16 protein-coding genes and 2 pseudogenes are annotated in these 18,166 nt (G+C 42.4%); 9 read left to right on the forward strand and 9 right to left on the reverse strand.

The window, feature by feature from the left end; genetic code table 11:
- Nucleotides 1-171: 171 nt before the first annotated feature.
- Complete coding sequence (locus F0228_RS18865; RefSeq protein WP_116870251.1) at nucleotides 172-996, reverse strand: hypothetical protein; 825 nt, start codon at nucleotides 994-996, stop codon at nucleotides 172-174.
- Between the two features lie 238 nt (nucleotides 997-1,234).
- Here F0228_RS18865 and F0228_RS18870 point away from each other — a divergent pair.
- The 5 genes and pseudogenes from F0228_RS18870 to F0228_RS18890 form a co-directional block, all read left to right on the forward strand.
- Nucleotides 1,235-1,414: pseudogene (locus F0228_RS18870) on the forward strand (manganese-dependent inorganic pyrophosphatase); the annotation flags it as partial.
- A gap of 212 nt (nucleotides 1,415-1,626) precedes the next feature.
- Nucleotides 1,627-1,965, forward strand: coding sequence for a cytosolic protein (locus tag F0228_RS18875; protein WP_116870252.1), 339 nt, complete (start codon nucleotides 1,627-1,629; stop codon nucleotides 1,963-1,965).
- Nucleotides 1,964-2,085: pseudogene (locus tag F0228_RS18880) on the forward strand (manganese-dependent inorganic pyrophosphatase); the annotation flags it as partial. The gene F0228_RS18875 and the pseudogene F0228_RS18880, both read left to right, overlap by 2 nt.
- Nucleotides 2,086-2,310: 225 nt before the next feature.
- Nucleotides 2,311-2,613: a hypothetical protein gene (locus F0228_RS18885; protein ID WP_099166422.1), complete on the forward strand. Its 303-nt coding sequence runs from the start codon at nucleotides 2,311-2,313 to the stop codon at nucleotides 2,611-2,613.
- On the forward strand, nucleotides 2,614-4,035 hold the full coding sequence (locus F0228_RS18890) for a DUF4041 domain-containing protein (RefSeq protein WP_116870253.1): 1,422 nt from the start codon (nucleotides 2,614-2,616) through the stop codon (nucleotides 4,033-4,035).
- A 120-nt stretch (nucleotides 4,036-4,155) separates the two neighbouring features.
- Here F0228_RS18890 and F0228_RS18895 read toward each other — a convergent pair whose 3' ends face one another.
- Nucleotides 4,156-5,052: a LysR family transcriptional regulator gene (locus tag F0228_RS18895; protein WP_171730224.1), complete on the reverse strand. Its 897-nt coding sequence runs from the start codon at nucleotides 5,050-5,052 to the stop codon at nucleotides 4,156-4,158.
- 99 nt (nucleotides 5,053-5,151) lie between these two features.
- On the opposite strand from F0228_RS18895, the gene F0228_RS18900 reads away from it, so the two are divergent.
- Entirely contained in the window at nucleotides 5,152-6,036 is an 885-nt protein-coding gene (locus tag F0228_RS18900) for an SMP-30/gluconolactonase/LRE family protein (RefSeq protein WP_108166253.1), read from the forward strand.
- A 112-nt stretch (nucleotides 6,037-6,148) separates the two neighbouring features.
- Here the strand turns inward: F0228_RS18900 and F0228_RS18905 are convergent, their stop codons facing one another.
- The 6 genes from F0228_RS18905 to F0228_RS18930 all read right to left on the reverse strand — a co-directional run bounded on the left by F0228_RS18905 (nucleotide 6,149) and on the right by F0228_RS18930 (nucleotide 13,783).
- Nucleotides 6,149-7,042, reverse strand: a complete 894-nt coding sequence (locus F0228_RS18905; RefSeq protein ID WP_171730126.1) for a DMT family transporter — start codon at nucleotides 7,040-7,042, stop codon at nucleotides 6,149-6,151.
- Nucleotides 7,043-7,176: 134 nt separating this feature from the next.
- Nucleotides 7,177-8,193 carry a response regulator transcription factor gene (locus F0228_RS18910; RefSeq protein ID WP_061031834.1) on the reverse strand — a complete coding sequence of 339 codons (1,017 nt, stop codon included), beginning with the start codon at nucleotides 8,191-8,193 and terminating at the stop codon, nucleotides 7,177-7,179.
- A gap of 107 nt (nucleotides 8,194-8,300) precedes the next feature.
- The gene (locus tag F0228_RS18915; RefSeq protein WP_171730127.1) at nucleotides 8,301-9,299 is read right to left on the reverse strand and encodes a DUF2860 family protein; all 999 of its coding nucleotides are present in this window, start codon (nucleotides 9,297-9,299) and stop codon (nucleotides 8,301-8,303) included.
- Nucleotides 9,300-9,358: 59 nt separating this feature from the next.
- Nucleotides 9,359-10,930 carry an amidase gene (locus F0228_RS18920; protein WP_061031832.1) on the reverse strand — a complete coding sequence of 524 codons (1,572 nt, stop codon included), beginning with the start codon at nucleotides 10,928-10,930 and terminating at the stop codon, nucleotides 9,359-9,361.
- A gap of 186 nt (nucleotides 10,931-11,116) precedes the next feature.
- Complete coding sequence (locus F0228_RS18925; protein ID WP_171762646.1) at nucleotides 11,117-12,361, reverse strand: alpha/beta fold hydrolase; 1,245 nt, start codon at nucleotides 12,359-12,361, stop codon at nucleotides 11,117-11,119.
- Between the two features lie 159 nt (nucleotides 12,362-12,520).
- Nucleotides 12,521-13,783 carry an amidohydrolase family protein gene (locus tag F0228_RS18930; RefSeq protein WP_171762647.1) on the reverse strand — a complete coding sequence of 421 codons (1,263 nt, stop codon included), beginning with the start codon at nucleotides 13,781-13,783 and terminating at the stop codon, nucleotides 12,521-12,523.
- A gap of 302 nt (nucleotides 13,784-14,085) precedes the next feature.
- Here F0228_RS18930 and F0228_RS18935 point away from each other — a divergent pair, with 302 nt between their 5' ends.
- Complete coding sequence (locus F0228_RS18935) at nucleotides 14,086-14,565, forward strand: hypothetical protein (protein WP_116870606.1); 480 nt, start codon at nucleotides 14,086-14,088, stop codon at nucleotides 14,563-14,565.
- A gap of 438 nt (nucleotides 14,566-15,003) precedes the next feature.
- Nucleotides 15,004-16,494 carry a serine protease gene (locus F0228_RS18940; protein WP_171762648.1) on the forward strand — a complete coding sequence of 497 codons (1,491 nt, stop codon included), beginning with the start codon at nucleotides 15,004-15,006 and terminating at the stop codon, nucleotides 16,492-16,494.
- A 112-nt stretch (nucleotides 16,495-16,606) separates the two neighbouring features.
- On the opposite strand, the gene F0228_RS18945 is transcribed toward F0228_RS18940, so the two are convergent.
- The gene (locus tag F0228_RS18945) at nucleotides 16,607-16,972 is read right to left on the reverse strand and encodes a NirD/YgiW/YdeI family stress tolerance protein (RefSeq protein ID WP_061031829.1); all 366 of its coding nucleotides are present in this window, start codon (nucleotides 16,970-16,972) and stop codon (nucleotides 16,607-16,609) included.
- A gap of 468 nt (nucleotides 16,973-17,440) precedes the next feature.
- Here F0228_RS18945 and F0228_RS18950 point away from each other — a divergent pair, with 468 nt between their 5' ends.
- Complete coding sequence (locus F0228_RS18950; RefSeq protein ID WP_171762649.1) at nucleotides 17,441-18,097, forward strand: hypothetical protein; 657 nt, start codon at nucleotides 17,441-17,443, stop codon at nucleotides 18,095-18,097.
- The last annotated feature ends 69 nt before the right edge of the window (nucleotides 18,098-18,166 follow it).

Consider the following 18,166-nt stretch of genomic DNA (forward strand, 5'->3'; position numbering starts at 1 on the left):
TGACGTCTCCTACTATCGTTATTGAATACTAATAGGTATGCAAAATTAGCGGTGGAGAGCTAGTATCGAGGGGGAAAATCGCGTTAGTCAAAAGCTTTAGGCTAATGTGTACTAAGTGTTGCTATGGTCATAACCCCTTTTTGCATTGTCGAATGTTATGTCGGAGTTATGCTAGTCATTGGCAATGTCAAGAATACTTTTTTTGGTTTTCTCCAATACATCTTTGTTATACGTAGTGCTTCCTTGTGAATTAGCCTCATAAGCATAGGAAAACGCATAAACCACTTTTGAACCACCGCGATATGGGAATACTGATAACGCCAAATTAGTATTCTCGTTATCAGTCATAGGTAGTTTAAAAATTTCAGCTTTTTCAATATCAAAGCCTTTAACGTCTTCTTTATGGCTAACTTTTGTCAATATTCTTGAGTAGTTAGCAAAAACATCTTCACTCTTAAATTTTGCGTTAAACTCATCTTTAACCCAATCAGACTTTTTGATTATTGGGTTAATGTTTTTGCAGATATGGTTGAGGTTTTTAACAACAGTATCTCCAGAGAGGTATTCCTTACTTATACTCACTCTAAAAGTTGCTATGTCGTGGTACATTGAAGGGCACTTAAGCGTAACCTTATAATTATCTCTTTCCTCATCTATCATAACGTTGTAGTTAGCTACTTTTTCATCAACAAGACCCTCGTAGTTGTCATAATGAATAACTGTAATTAGTTCCTCTGAAATACTAGCTCCCATCCCTCGCGATCTTGAATTACGATGATAAACATCGTGAACTATGGACTCATTTTTGATTGCTGAATGTAAAGCTGAGTAAATGTCAGCTTTACTAATGTTTCCACCGTTCTTACTAAAAACGAAATGCCTCTCTTGCTCACCATTAAACGAGACATTTTGATTTACAGACTCACCGACAACAGAAGAACACCCGCTTGCGGCTACGATTAAGGGTAAAGCAACAAAAACATTTTTCTTGTACATAAGATCTCTTAAATGGATATAAAATAAAAAAGTCTTTATACATTGATGCTCTTGGTATTACACTAGTTTCATATTGATGAGTGTCATTATTGCTAAGCTCAGCACACATTAAAAATTCAGTTGCATACTATTCTTACAATGTGTGGAGAGAATCAGTGATAAAAGCAACTTTCAAGGAAACTTAAGCGCAATAAAGAGCATTTAATCAATATGAGCCATAACTAAATTAGATACTCTTATCACCGCAGACACTAAGAACGAAGAAGCAAATCTACTGTGGGTAGATGAAAGCGACTATAAAGCCATTAAATCAGCTTTCAATGCTGAACCAACTAGCTACATGCTGACTTTGGAAGGTGTTACTTCTCGTAAACTCCGGATTGGTCCTGCGGTGCAAAAGGCAATTGATATCTTTTAGAGAGTAAGGTTCGTTCTTTTATTAAATCACTGCTTAGTGGGGTTGGTTGATGTAGCAACCCTTCGTTTTAGGGCTCCAACTTAGGTGCGACAAGAGCGTATTCTAAATAGATTGATAGAAAGGCATCGAGTGCCTCTGTGATAACGCAATCTCTACTCCTCTTAGCCTCAGATAGCGATAGAATCCCTGCATCAGAATTACTGAGAAACTCTATGTTTATCCATCAAGTTAATGACATCGACTGGCTAGTTATTACCGCTTTTGAAGAACTGAAAACTATGTTTATCGAAGATGCAGGCAGGCTCCCTCGTTGCTTCTCTGTCGCTAGCGAATTGAGCCTGATTGATCAAGCCAAGCGCGCTTATGGATATTTACCTCCACTCCGCGGTGTAATCACCGATACCGGCACTTTTCAAAGCCCGGATAATGAAGAAGATTTGAATCCTCAGCTTGCCTGCTTAGTTGAAGGGCGTGGTCGAGTGTTTATCTATCACGGAGGCTTTGTCGCTTTTGTGGATGATGAGCAAACCTTCATTACCCGGATGGATTGAAGCTATCAAATCGGCTTTCAATGCTGAACCAACAAGCGACATGTTAACTCTGGAGAGCGTCATTTCTCGTGTAAGCGTCAGATTGATACTATGGTTCAAAAGGTAATTGAGAGCTTGTAAGTAGTAAGAGAATTTGGGGGAGGGATTGGTAGAGATACCAATCCCTTTTTGTTTTTGGGGAGAGCTAAAGCCAAACATTATTATAGTGTGAGCAATCACGTTAATTTGATAATGGAACCGTGTTGTTTAGTGCGCCTGAATATCAAACTTGATGTGTATTAAAGATTAAATGTCAGTTTGTGTTAATGTTCGGTCATCAGCATCTATATGGTATACGGTGAAGTTTTGGCTAGACGTGGTAGCGGCTTAAGAACAGCGATTAGAGTTGTTAAAGCTATAGATAAAGCAAATAAGCGTTCTATACGGGAATCTGAAAAGCGGCGTAAGGCAGCTGAACGTGAAGAATTACGAGTTGAGCGTGAAAGGATACGCCGGTTAAAAGACGTCGAGCGAACCGAGAAAAAGAGAGCCTCAGAAGTAAAAAGAGCGTTTAAAGAGTCCTTGGTTGAAGCGAAAGATGAATACAACGATCGCTGTCTTGAACGATCTTCATTAAGAAAACAATTTATCAAAGAGGTTTTAAAGTAAATGGATAAAAATTTACTAATAGTTGTCGTTTCAGCCGCGGTGTTAATTATTTTGACCTATATCCTAACTAAAAGTAGTGCCAACAAAAAAGTAGCGGAATATAAGTCAATCGATGAGGCGCTTAAGCTCATAAAAGACGAACTACACGTGGTGAAGACTGAATCTGAACAAGCCTCGAGAGAACTAGGTTCTATATTCAATGAGACTGAATCGTTGAGGGCTCTTCAGAAAAATGAGAATACAATTGCTGAGAGTTTAGCCCAAAAAACAAAAGAACTTGAAGCTGTGGAACTAGGTATCGAGGATGGTAAATCTTCATTTGAGATGAATACTAAGGCTCTTGATGAACTCATGGGCAAGCTTGACTTATATTCTCGAATTGATGAGTACACTTCATGTGGTCATTTTGAAAAGCCACAATATTTGTACGAGACGTCAGTTCGCTATGCTGAAGAAATTAAGGAAGTTAGGCTATCTCAAAAAGAGATGATCAAAGATAAAGCTGCGATTATTTATCCAAGCTACACGGTTATCTCTAATGATGCTGCTTACAATAGAAAAATCTTAGATGCACAAGTTAAGTTAATGCTGACGGCGTTTAATACAGAATGTGACTTCTTAATAGGAAAAGTGTCGCCAAGTAGCTTTGCTCGAACGTTAGAACGCATAGAGAAGCTAGCTAATAATATTGAAAAACTTTGTGCTACTTTTGAATGCGGCTTTAATTTGGACTACATCGAATTAAAATTTGAGGAGTGCAAACTCCAATATCAATATATGCTCAAGAAAGAAGAAGAGCAGATTGAACAGAAATTAATCAAAGAGCAGATTCGTGAAGAACAGCGAGCTATAAAGGAGTTCCAAAAAGCAATTGCTGATGCTGAAAAAGAAGAGAAGATGTATCGCAAGATGCTTGAAAAGGCACGTGAAGAATTAAATGATGCTTCAGATGAAGAGAAAGAGCTCATGGAGCGTCGAATAGCAGAGCTGCAAACTCGACTCGAAGAAGCTGAATCTAAAGAACAACGAGCTAAGAGTATGGCTGAACAAACTAGAAAAGGGCATGTTTACGTGATTAGTAACATCGGCTCATTTGGTGAGGATGTCTATAAAATTGGTTTGACGAGAAGACTTGAGCCAATGGATCGCGTTAAAGAACTAGGGGATGCAAGCGTACCATTCTCTTTTGATGTCCACGCTATGATTTATTCCGATGATGCTCCGGCTTTAGAGGCGGCTTTACATAGAGAGTTTCATACTCAACGTGTAAACGCGGTTAATACCCGCAAAGAGTTTTTCCAGGTTGATTTGGAATCTATACAAGAAGCTGTAGAAAAAATTGCTGGCTTTGAAGCTGAGTTTAAAATGACAGCTCTTGCTGAGGATTATTATGAAAGTTTAAGGCTCCAAGACGCGGCATAAAAAAATAGAGATTACTGTTAACGCATCACTCTTGAAGATGATCAAATAGAGCTAGGTTGAACTAGCTCTAAAACTAATCAAATCCAGTCACTTAAACCATCAAGAGTTGGTATCTCCCCCTCACAACGTATAAGCGTTATTCGATTCCAACCACTCTTTTACCGCTCGGTTAAAAGTGACCAACTTCTGCGGTGTTACTCTTCTTTGAGCATAAATAAGGCTTAGCTTTTGGGCTTTTATCGACCATTCTGGGAACACGTGAATAAGCTCACCTTGTTTGAGCTGCTCTTCAACTTGATAGAACGGCAAGCTGGCGACCCCTATTCCTTGCATCGCTAACTCTAAAATTGAACTGTAAGTATTTGAACTAACGCTTCCGGTTACTTCAACATGGTAGGTTTGCTCATCATTGATTAACTCCAGCTGATTCCAACGTTCATTTTGACTGTTAAGAATGAAGCTGCATTTATGGATGTCTTTAGTGGTGGCAAGTGGGTTAGTCGATGCGTAACCCGCACTGCAAACCAGAACATTGCGGATATGCCCAAGATCGTTGGCAATCACATCATTAGGCAGTTCATCGTAGGCTCTAAAAGCAATGTCAAAGTCGCCAGACTCTATCTTCTTTTTCATCGGCCCAAAGTCGAGAATCAAATCCACTTTTGGGTACTCTTGCTTGAAAGTAGGGATGATATGACGACAAAGCGCACGCCCAAACTCTATCGGCGCGGTAATTTTCAAATCGCCTGCCACTTCCTGAGTCATGTCTAAGACACGCATTTCCGCTTCGGTTGCTAATAGTTGAATTTGCTTCGCTTTTGAATACAACTCTTCGCCCACTTCCGTGAGGCTGATAGAACGAGTCGTTCTGTGAAACAGTTTAGAATTCAATGTTTCTTCGAGTCGTTGTACATGCCGAGACACCAAACCTTTTGACACATCCAATACTTCAGCGGCCTTGGTGAAGCTTTGCTCTTCGGCGACAGTCAAGAAAGTCTGCATATAAATCAAATTCATCATTAACACCATTTAGTAAACAGTGAAGTCATTTTGTACTGTTTTTCTCACTCCTTCAAGAAACTAAGATTCAAAACGTAAACAGAAAGGAGAAGAACAATGAACAAACTACTACTTATTACCGCTGCAATGGCTGCCTCTATGAATGTTTCAGCTGCCTCTGTTGTAGAAAGCAACCCAACATTGGTTGGTGACTCATTCGGCTTTGTTGAAGGCCCAACATGGGATGTGGAACATCAACGTTTCTTGTTTAGCGATATCCCAAATAACACAACCTATTCTTACGATCTTAACGGCAAGTTGAGCGTTTTTGATGACAATTCTGGCTATGCCAATGGTCTCGATATTGATGCGAAAGGCAACCTTTGGGCTGCTCGCCATGATAGAAAGTTGTCGTACCGTCAGGGCAACGGAGAGAAAGTGATTGTCGCTGCAACGTATAACGGCAAACTGCTTAATAGCCCGAACGATTTAACCGTTAACAGCGATGGCAGCGTGTGGTTTACCGATCCTCCGTTTGGTATCCAAGGTTACGGCCCAGCAAAGGCAGAATCAGAGCAACCGGTTAATGGCGTTTATCGTTATTTAGATGGTGATCTAAAGTTGATCACTGGAGAGTTCAAGCTACCAAACGGCATCGCATTTTCTTCTGATGAATCTTCGTTATACGTTGCCGACACATCTGATGGCTGGGTATACCGATTTGATGTTGATGGACAGTCACTCAGCAATAAGACGCAATTTGCTCAAGTGAAGGCGGAGTCTGGCTCTGAACCTATGGTTGATGGTGTCGCTGTTGATGCCGATGACAACCTATTTGTTGCAGCGCACGGTGGCGTGGGTGTGTTCGATAAAGACGGTAAGCAGATTGACTTCATTGCTATTGATGCGGGCCATATCAGCAACCTAGAAATTGGCGGGAAACAGCAAGACTTACTGATGGTAACGGCATACAACAAAGTGTTGGTATTCAAGCTTAAGTAACGCTTAACACAAGCGAAAACAAAAAGGGACGGGTAGAAATACCGGTCCCTTTTCTAGTTTGAATAAGCCGAAAGTGGGTTAGCTCTATGCGCTGTAATGATGCTGTCGACGATTAAGGCTTAGGCTGATTGGCTTCTATATCAAGGGCCGTTTGATTTGGCCAACTGAAGTACTTCTTCCATTTTATTGGCATCATAGGAATGACGATGAGGCTGATACCGACAAGAGTCAGCATATCTGGAATCTCGTCAAACCACATCACGCCAAATAATGTCACAAACACCAACCCCGAATATTCTGCGAGAGCTATTTGGTTTGCTGGCGCTTTTTTATAAGCCACCACCACAAGGGCATGGTATCCAAAAACGAATAGGTTGATAGCCATAATCCACCCAACATGACGCCATTCAATCGCCGCCCATGCAGGCAGAGCAAGAGCCAACGCCAGAGGCAGGGTCATTACACTGGTCCAAAATAGCGTCGAGATAATGTGTTGTTCTGCGTGAAGACGTTTAATCAAAATATTGCCGACACCCATAGCGAGCGCACTGCCTAAGCCTGCAATAGCGGCCCAGTGAAATTGCTCTGGACGCAAAACGATTAGCACACCCACGAAACCAATCAATGTCGCGACCACTTTTGATGATGTCGGCTTCTCTTTCAGTAAAACAATAGAAAGCGGGAGCATAAGAATGGGCCCAACATAGAACATCGCGTTTGCGGTCGCCAAGGTGAGGTGTGTGATGGCAATCATTGCGCAGCCGCTGCCCACTAGGATTAATTGAGCCCGCAAGAAGTTGATGCGACAACCACCTTGCATTCGCGTCTCTTTGGGTAGCTTTAGCCAAAAAGGAAGCAGCAACATCACGCTCAATAGTTGGCGGATAAACACATATTGAAACGTAGGCACTTCACCGTTCAGCACTTTGAGTGAAACGTCTGAAAAGGAGGCGAGCAGGTTGGCGAATACTAAGAGCAAAATCGCGTGGTTGGTGGCTTTGGTCATACAGAAACAGCGCTACATATTTGTCATACAATTATGGACAAGCATAATACATGAGAATCGAAAATATGTAAGAGCAAAAACCAAGTAAGAACAATGTCGTTCGATGCTTAGTGATATGGGGGCGAGATCTGTTGTTACGACCTGAGTTCAGTAGGAGAGTGACCAGTCCAATTCTTGAATGCTCGGCTGAATGCGCTTGAGTCTGAGAAGCCAAGCTCGTGAGCCACATAGGTAATATTACTGTTGTTTTGATTTAGCAACGTCATGCTCAGCTCAAGTCGATATTTATCGAACAAACGACGAAAACTCACCCCTTGTTGTTTAAGTTTACGATTCAGAGTTCGAGGGCTGATGTGAAGGTTACTCGCCACGCTATCTAGGTTGGTGTCTTTTACCGCAAGCACTTTGAACGTTTCATTCACTTTGTAGATCAGGTTGGTTTTTAATGTTTTTTCCATCTGCTGGTCGGCTATTCGTACTAACTCTGCATGAAAGTCAGCTTGGAATTGGCGAGGTTTCGCCTGAACAAGATCGTTAGGGAACAGTATATATCGGGCGGGGAAGCCTTCCTTCATTTCTACATTAAATACGCGCTCATATATGCTTAAAAACTCATCACCGATGGTGTTCTTATGGATATGGATGGCGACTTTTTGTTTTGGTGTATTCAGGTATTTTCGAACGAGCTTGAGGATAATACTGAAATAGAGCCCTAAGCTGATGTGTGTCATTAGGGTGGTTTCGTCAATGTACTCGGGTGTGACGCCCCAAAGCTCGACTTCACCACTCTCTGTTTCACGACTGAAAATTTTCAGTAGCGGATGTATATGAATGGAGTATCGACTCAACAGTTGGCAAAAGCTGGCGAGATCTGGCGCGGTGAGCATGGCCATTACCGGCGCGCCCATTTCAAGCTCATCGAAGTAGCAAGCGGATTCATCAAATAGGTCGATCAGTTCATGATCAAAGCGTTGGTAGATGTTGGTGATGGCGGTTTGAAGCTGATAAGCCGAGATCGATTCGGCGGAGCAAAGTTGTTGATAGACCTCTGCTCCCGACCAGATATCGCTGCTGTCTCCAATTCTAGCCTGAATGGCAGAATCTAAAGTTTTAAACCAAAATATGGGTAATTGAGTACTAAAACTTTCCACCGTAACTCCCTGTTATTACTGATGATTGAAGAGTGTTCTTCTCGGTAATATGTCCAAATTAAAGGATTTTTTTGCGGGTTACAAGCAATGAAAATCTCAGTTCAACCTTAGAATTTGTAATCAACACCGACTGAAACCACATATTGCGATGATTGGTAATACTCAATGTTTGAATTCGTTGTCTTGGCGCCGAGTAGTGACACCAAAGACCAGTTTTTAGCATCAAAGATATTGGCATATTCATAGGCAACGAAGGCGCCAAAGTCTTTGTCTTCACGTGTCTTATTAAAGATCGGGTTCTCTTTATCATAGCTGCGTTTTGCTGCATTGAGTGTTAAAGCAAGACCATGTTTTCCGTATCTTTTCGCTAGGTTGATTTCCGCACCAAGGCTCAAGAACGACAGTGCATCACCCTCAGAGTCTGAAGAGAAAATATTCATTGAAGGTGTGAGAATGCCTGACCCATCTTTCAAGAAGTACTGATAACCAGACTTGAGATAAAAGTACTTTCGTTCTCGAATCATCAGTGCGCGTTCTTCTTCGGTTAACCCAAGCCCCTTTAGACCGGTGTTTTCTTTTTTAACGTCTGACTCACCAGAAGCGACATCGAGATTAAAGTTCGAGCCCATTATTCTTGAAAGCTGCATTCGAACGACAGTACCAGTGACATCGGTCTCTTCTCTTTTCGAGTCTACAGCATAAGGGTCATCCCACACTTCGCCAGATATCAGAGTCGGCAAGATAGAAAAATCGACCACCATGCCGCTTTCCACTTGCTGTCTATATCCAATTTCAAATGCCAGCGTACCAGTGATGATGTCGTCTCTTGAGGTGCCTAAGAAAAACTGTTTGTGATTCAAAGCGCCAAAGGTGTATTGCACCGAACCCAAAACAGCGACCATTCCCTCGGCTTCCGTGTTACCCGACGACATTAAATCGGCTTGAGATTGATGGTTGCTTTGACCAACATCGAGGTTACTTGAGTTTGCGGTGAAGCCAGTTAGGAAGGTCATGTTGCCACTGAAGCCTTCGCTTGGTGCTAGAGCTGCGAATGAGTGTGGCGGAAGCGTCAGGCTTGCCAAGAATAGGAAAATAATATGTTTCATCAAAAGACTCGTACTTAAATGGTTTTCTAAATTGAACTGTTTTGAAAGTGAATTGCTTTTTAAAGCGCAATCGGGGCTTTTCTGTTTGCCCAAGGCTTGGCGTGTTCTAGTTGATAGGCCAATTCAAATAGCAGGCGGTCGTTGCCTCTTGCTGCGGAAAAGTGGCTACCAACAGGAAGGTTCTGCTTGTTCCAATACAAGGGAACCGACATCGCCGGATTGCCAGCCACGTTTTCGATTGGCGTGTAGGACATTAATTTCTCTGAACGTGCCCATATCTCTTTGCCGGAGTGTGCTTTCTGGTCGAAATATGCGATGTCCAAAGGAACATGGTTTGCACAAGGGGTGAGCCATATATCGATGTTTTTAAAGAACTCTCGGTTATGACTGGTTGCGAAGTTTCGGCATCGCTGTTGAGAGTCGATATACAAGCTAGGAGTGGCTTTTAAGCGTGCTTGCATCGTACGAGCTAAATAGGCGACGTTATCGCTGACTTTGTCTGGCATCGATTCTAGCGGCATCCCTAAGCGGTCGAATTGCTCAGCAAAGCTTGCCATCTTGTTACCAAATACGCCCATGTAGTTACGCATGAACACATCGCCATCTTGGATTGGCTGTTCAACTTCGATAACAATATGCCCAAGGCTTTCGAGCAAAGAGACCGTAGAACGAATGGCTGCGAGCGTGTCTTCATCGGGAAGCCTGCCGTGGATATCTTTGAGGGTGACACCAATCTTTATCTGACGGTTAAGAGAAGCATTAACCATTCCTATTGGAGTTCGAGGAAAAGGCGTCTCAAAGTTATTTTTTGTATGATGCTCTGTGACTGAAACTGCCAAAGCAGCGTCACGAACGGTTCTCGACATAAACGATTGATGAGTAAAACCTTCGTCTGTTGAGCCATCAGTTAGCCCTGAGATCAAAGATTCTCGACTGGGTTTAAAGCCAAAAATACCAGTTGCTGAAGCAGGCATACGAGAAGAACCGCCGCCATCTGTTGAATGCACTAAGGGTACATAACCAGCTGCAATCGCTGCTGCGCCACCGCCAGTCGATGAGTGAACACCTCGGCTTAGATCCCATGGGTTACGTGTAGCGCCGTAAAGGGAATTCTGTGTGCAGCCTAGTGTCATCATTTCAGGGATGTTCGTCATGCCAATGGTGTTCAGCCCTGCATTTTGAGTCGCACGAATAAACCAAGAGGTCGTGTTGGGTTTTCTGCCTTGGTTTAGCTTCGAACCCAGGGTGCATTCAAGCCCAGCAACATCAACGCAGTCTTTTACCAAGAAAGGGACGCCGGCAAAGGGTGAGTTCGGGTTAAATGAGTTTGCACGCTCTAGCGCTAAGTCAAAGCACTCAGAAACAACGGCATTAACCTGATCATTGGTCTGGCGTATTTTATAGATGGCTTCTTTTACGAATTCTTTTGGCGAGGCTTTTTTGTCTCTTATCAGGTTCGCCATCTCGGTTGCATCGAGTGGCGAGTCAACGCTTTGGTGATCTGAAGGCAAATTGGTTGGCGAAGTTGGCGTTGCACTGGCTAAGGTAGGCAGAGAAATAGCCGCAGCAGAAACTGCACCTTTCCCCATAACTTTGAAAAAATCTCTGCGTTTTAATTCATTGATAGTCATCGTTTCTATCCCAAGTTAGAAAGTCACTATCCTTGTTTCGAAACCTAGCTCGCTAGGCTTAGCGTCACTCCGTGTGCTGGTTTATGGGATTAGAATAAAGATTGGCGTGTTGGCTCGCAGTGCAAATACCGCCAATCTTCATACCATTTACGCCAACGGGTTTGTCGGGTGATGTATAGGGAGGGGTTATTGCTCTGCTGTTAGCCAAAACTCGGACAGATCTTCAAACAGATGATCATTATCTAAAATACTCAGATGGTTTTCGTTGTAACCACGAATTTGGTCCGCCTTCAATTGGGCAGGTCGTGATAACTGGCTTGATAAATTGATCACACCATCGTTGCTGTTGGTATTAAATAGCTCGCCCGAGTTATAACCAAAGGCTAAAAAGTGGGGAATGTGAATCTTACTGCTGTCAATGAATAAGTCAGCGATAAATTTCCCGTCTGGATTTAAATCAACCCATGCAGGCATTACTACGGGAGAGTACTCGACCCCTTGTTTAGCAGACTCGACACCACCAAACGGCGAAGAGATGGTGGTTACGCTGCTTACAAAGTCGCATAACTGTCCAATTCGGCACTGACGAATGCTGTTGGTGACGATAAGCCCGCCCATGCTGTGGGCAACAACATGTAGTTGCTGGTTCTTATATTCACTTACAACTGTATGTAATAGATTGTTCAAGCCTTTCGAATTTAAAGATAAAGATAAGCCAGAAGGGTAGTTAAACACCCATATCTGGTATTTAGATTGGTCGATTTTTTGAATGAGAGGGGCGAAATCTAAAGCGGTTGCATTGATCCCGTGCACAAATAAGATTGGGATTTTATTTGGGTCATATTCAGATAGAAAATAGAGCCCGGCGTTGTCCTCAAGTAAGAATGTGAGTGGCTGCCACATACCGAGTTTTGCATTCCCTTTCTCAAAAGGGGGATTCGATAAATCTACCACGGTGCCTATGTCGACGAGGTCTAATTCAATTTTCAATAGTGAGGATAGCGAACGATCAACAAACGCTCTTGGGGCTTCGCTCTCATTAACGGTTAATGATACTTCTATTGTCGACCTGTCTTCGTGATCACGTAGGTTGATTACACTGAAAGCTTCATCGGCTTGTAGGGTAAGATCTTGATTCTTATCTTCAAAGATAAGTAGATAGTGGATGTTATTTGATACATGTAAGTGAATACTGTCACTGTCGATGATGCCATCGTAGCCATCAACCTCGCTTTTGTTGATGTCTTTGATTTGTTCAATCACCACGGCAGAACCGGAGGCTGGTTGATTCAAGGTAATCATGTATTGATTGGTAATGGAGTCGATAGCTTCTATCTCATTAGATAGGTTTCTAAAGTTACCGCACCCTGACAGCAGCGAACTGAGTAATAGCACTGTGCTGATTAGGCGTGCAGTAAGTAATAGCTTCATTCTAATTTCATCCTTAAATAAACTCGTTCCATCATTGAATCAATAGTCTGTGCTTAATAGTAGCAATAAAACAACGCTTAACAAAAAGGCAGGCAAGCGACGAAAAAGTTCGCTTGCCTGCCTTTGAGTTTTAGGTACTCAGTGAGTGAGTATTGAACGCTAAAGCGTGTTTTTATACACTTTGCCGTCTTTCATGATCAGTTTCTGTGTATCGGTGTTAGCAACACATGCCACGCCTTCCAGTGGGTTACCGTCGATGATCAATAGGTCGGCATACGCGCCTTCAACGATTTGGCCTAGCTTGCCTTGCTGGTAAGGGTGTTGGTAAGTCGACATTTCGAATAAACGCCCACAGTTTGATGTCGCCATGCGAAGTGCCGTGATGGTATCGAATACTTGCTCAATCGCACCCAGTTCATTCAATTGTGTCGCATGCACGTTGGTTTCACCCACACAGTCAGTACCAAAAGCAATGTTCTGAATATCGTATTTCTTAATCAGTTCTGCTGATTTGAACATGGCTTTGCCTACGCGTTCTGTCTTGCGGTATGTCTCTTCGTTTGGTAACGGGATCTTACGCTCTGCAATCAATGAAGAGGTAAAGTAAGAAGGAATCACCCAAATGCCTTTCTCTTTAATGATCTCTGCAATATCGTCGTCCATGATGGTCGCATGTTCGAAAGACATCACGCCCGCTTCTGCCGCTCGGCGCATCGCATCAGAGGTGTGGATGTGCGCAGCGACATAAGTGCCGTAGTCAGAAGCGGCATCAACAGCGGCTTTCATTTCCTCTGATGTGAATTGCAAAGTGTCTAGCGGGTCGAAGGTCGATGAAGCACCGCCACCTGCCATTATTTTGATTTGAGAAGCGCCCATAAACAGCTGTTCACGCACGGCTTTCAATACTTCTGAGCGGCCATCAGCTACTTTCATTGCACCAAGCTTCATCATTGGTGAATCTTCGTGGCCGTTAGCCAAACGCTCTTGTGCTTGGTTTTGACGGTAATCGGAATGACCACAGGTTTGTGAGATAGCCGCCATTGAAGGAAGAATACGTGGGCCAGTGGCATAGCCGTTGTCGATACTGTTTTTAAGACCAAGCGTGTTACCTGCTACGTCACGAATGGTGGTAAAGCCGCGCATCAGCATCTCTTCTGAAATCTTTGCTGAGCGAATCGCTACTTCTTCACGTGTCATAGTATCAATCACATTGAAAGGCGCAGATAGCGTGATATGAACGTGGGCATCAATCAAGCCAGGCATTACTGTGCCACCTTGAGCATCAATAATTTCATCGGCTAACGTAGCGTCAACCTCACCAATTTGAGTGATCAAGTTGTCTTCAATAAGAATAGATACGTTCTCGATTAGGTTGTTATCAACACCGTTAAATATGTTCGCGTTAGTGATTAGCTTTTTCATAGTCTGCACCTTTTGGAAATGAGTGTGTGTCGCTGATGGAGCCATCATAGGCGATGCAGTATTTTTAAAATTGCCATTTGGTGACAAGCAGTGACGAGACTTATCTTTTCGCACTTTTCTATATTTTTGAGTTTTGCTGTATAGAGGAAAGAGAATTATTGGTACAGAAAATGATCAACCAATAAAGATTAACAATTTTGAATGGAAAGGGGATGATGTCACCAAATGGTAAGTTTTGTTCTGATTCGAACGCTAAGATGTATTTCAAATCGAGGCTACTTATCAAATTAAAGAGAGACAACATGACTAATTCAGACAAAGTTTACGGATTCAATACACCACAACGTCTATTCGTAGGTTACACGTTAGCTGTGCTGGTGGACCTAGTGGTTCTTAACTTCTTTGATGAGTACTGGGACTTTGTGAATATCGAGTCTTTCACTATCTCTTTGATAGCGGCATTGTTGCTTCAGCTACTATTGAAGCTTTCTATTGGCTTAGAACATAAGATTGCTGAGCACTTTAAAAGCAAGCCGGGTACTGCACCTAAGGTTTACCGAGCGATTACCACTTACATTATCTTGGTGGGCTCGAAGTTTGTCATGCTAGAAGCGATTAACTTATTGTTCGGTGACAAGGTGAGCTTTACAGGTCCTTGGAACGGTGTTGTTGCTTTCTTTGCTGTGGTATTTACGATTCTAATTGCTGAAGTGATTGTGTCGAAAATCTACTTTGCTCTTGATGACAAGCAAGACGCAAACTTGGATGAAAAAACAGCATAATCGAAAGTTGAATACATATAGGGAGTTTGAAACGAACTCTCAACTTAGAAGGGTTAGCAGTTTTGCTAGCCCTTTTTAGTTTCTGTTTACCTGCATTCCATTTAACGACTTCTTACTTATTTAATCCACGCAGTTTTAAGTGTGGCAGTTCAAGGCTTTCTATATTGACTATATGAAGAGTATAGCTCTGCCGAAATTATCTTCAGAATAGCAAAATACGCTGCTTACCCATGATTCTTTTTGTGTTCAAGTCGCACACCAATTTGTACAGCGAGAGAGGTACGAATAAGTCCAGTTGAGAGCTATGTTATTGAATGTAAGCAATTGTCGTTGGTGTGAATATTTCTTTACTGAAAATATCATATGCATTTTGTGTCATATTGTTTATTAGCGCATATGTTTGTGGAGGGAACACTACCAATCGATATAGGAAATCCAATGAAAGTAATCTTATCTAACCTTGGGTTAGCGACAACATGTCTATTTTCTTCGTTCTTAAATGCGCAGCCACAATCCCTAGTTCAGCTCAATCTTACTGTTCAGCCACACTTACCCGTTATTGCCAATGAAGTTGAGTACCCATTGTCGCACCAAGCGTTGATTGAGACATCGGGCAACGTGCGCAAACAGCAAATTGAGCATGTGGGGGCATCGTTCATTAAGCTTCACTTCAAGTCGCTTGTTGTGCCGAAAGGCAGTCTATTGCGCTTGAGTTCGAGCACCAATGATGAGGTAGTTGAGTATCGTGACAGCCAGACAGATTGGTTTGTTCAGTCTATCTCAAGCGAGCGCATGCTGCTTGAGGTTATTCCAAACTCAAAGGGCCAATACGCTGAGTTCGAGATAGATTACTACATGGCGGGCAAGAGTGCTGACGAAGAGGCATTGGCAACGTTATCGACATGTGGTGTTAATGAGCGCAGAGACGTAGCCTGTTGGGAAGAGTCTCATCCAGATAAGGTGGCTTGGACAACCCCCGTTGCAAGGCTACTCATTAATGGGCGTAGTCTATGTACCGCTTGGCGGGTGGGGCCAGATAACCATATGTTCACCAACAACCACTGTGTCGCATCAGAATCAGAACTGAGAAATACAGAGGTATGGTTTAACTATCAGCGCCGTACTTGTGACGGCTCAATGGCCACCACGGTAAAAGTCATGGGGAGTAAGATACTCAGCACTGATTATGATTTGGATTACACACTTTTCACCGTTGATGATTTTTCAAAAATTGAGTCGTTTGGTTACCTAGGCTTAGATGCTCAAGAGCCAATCTTTGGCGATGGTATTTACATTCCTCAACACGGAGCTGGTAAGCCGAAAGAACTGGCAATTGAAAGTGACCAAAATGGCTCCGGCATGTGTCAGATTGATGTAGCTTCAACAGGTGGCCGAGGTGCCAATACCGACACTGGCTATTTCTGTGACACCATTGGCGGCTCATCTGGTTCACCTGTTTTGCGTACTGACAACAACAAAGCGATTGCGCTGCATCATTTTGGAGGTTGTGAAAACCAAGGTGTGAAAATCAGTAAGATTTGGCCACTTGTGTCTTCATACTTTGGTGATACGTTACCTGATGGCTCAGTCGGCGAGCCGAACAATGATATTCCCGAGGTGACTTTAGGAAGCCTAATAACCGATCTCGCCGCGACGTCCGGCCAACAAAAAGTGTTTGTGCTCAAAGCAGCAAACCGTACCAGTGATGTAACTGCAACTATCAAGCAAGGAGTGGGGGACGCCGATCTCTACATTCGTTCTGGCGCGCAACCAACGAAAAGTACTTACGATTGCCGACCTTATCGCTCTGGCAACTTTGAAACTTGCGAGGTGCCTAGGGCTGATGAAGATCTCTACATTATGATCAATGCGTTCCGAAGTTTCTCTGGTGTGTCGCTTTCTTTATCGAAATCTCTATCGGAAAATTGAGCTAAGCGGGTTGATAACCAAAAGGCGAGTCATGTAGGCTTTGACTCCTAGTTGATACAAAAAAGGTCAGACAATTATTTCTGACCTTTTTCTTTTTAGCAGGATCGAAAGATTACTTTGCTAGTTGAATCGTGTTTACATCAATAGCAGTGTGTTTCCACTCTTTATCCACTTCACCTTGAATTACAAGTTTTGTTTCAGGTGTTGCTTCAATACCATTCCAATCACGGTGATCAATCTCAACAACAATCTCACCGGTTGAGTCTTTAAATTGGTACTCTTCATCACCTAATGAAGAGACAATATGACCCGTTAATATTACTGGTGTATCGTCTTTTGCTTCTAAAGCCATTTCAACAGTCTTTACTTTCACTGCACTTGGACCGGTAAAGCCACCTTTATCGTTCTGAGTCTTTTGATCTGCGAACGCACTTGTTGATGACAATATCAAGGCACTTACTAATACGATTTTTTTCATTGTATTTTCCCAGCTCATTTTGTCTTTTAGATACCGATAACACTGTGTTATCGGTGATATATTAAATTAGTATAAAGGAGGTATATTATCAATTCTATTTACTGAACACTTATAGGTAAATACCACCCACGTACACGATATTCCTCATTAGAGTAATCCAGGATTGTAAAATTGATCTATTAATTAATCCATACATATCTCTTTGTAAGTGGGTACCCTTCTCGTTAATTGGTTCTACATGTCCATTTAAAAAGAATACTCAATAGTTTAGTCTTTGTTAACTATAAGGCCTTTATATTAGTATGGCTAATTTATGGGATTCTTGTTCTTCCATATAAAAACCACAAATTGAAATATTCACAAAACCAATCATTGCTTCCACCAAGATCACAAATATTGATATGTATTGTGTTGCATATTGGGTTTCTGAGTTATTTTCCTGCCGCCAATCACAAAGGACAAATAACAATGAAAAAAACAATAGCTTTAGTGTCTGTAATCTCTTCTATTAGTTCGTTTGCTTATGCTGATAATACTAACGTTATCACTGGCGAGTCACCGGAAGGGGTTTACGTTCAATATCAGTCGATTAACCAAGTTACCGAGTCGATGAAGAATGAGGGTTTCACGATGCATCGCTGTGGAATCAAGGCTCTTCGTAATAACATCCAAGCGACTCAGAGCCTAGAAGTTCCTCATAGTCAGATCCAGTGTGTCTACTCTAAGCCTGGCGCATCAACCAGTGAGAAGTCTGAGTTGATCTACTGGCATCTGAATGTGCTTTACAGCATGGCAAATGAACACTTTATTGCGGAGAGTGAGTTTACCGAGCGCTACACTAGCGAGATTTATACACATAGTCCTGAGTATCTTCTTGATATCGGTCCACATTACTACCGTCAGCGTTCTGAAGTTGAAGCGTTGGGAATGAAGGTTGGTGAATGTAATCTACAAAAGATTTATTACTTCAGCGCTCCAACAGAAGAGTCATACTTATCCGATATTGCATCATGTCCAGTGTATAAAACAGATGGAAAACTGTCTGGTAGTATTACAGTGGAAGTTAATCACACACCGGCCAACTTTGGTTATAGTGAACGACTTGTTAAATTTAATACTATTTAATCATGTAAAGATTTGAGTGGGTTTTTATATTAACAATCTTACTCCATATTTATTTGATTACTCTAAATT

This window comes from Vibrio sp. 99K-1, from assembly GCF_013114585.1.
Taxonomy (GTDB): Bacteria; Pseudomonadota; Gammaproteobacteria; order Enterobacterales; family Vibrionaceae; genus Vibrio; species Vibrio chagasii_B.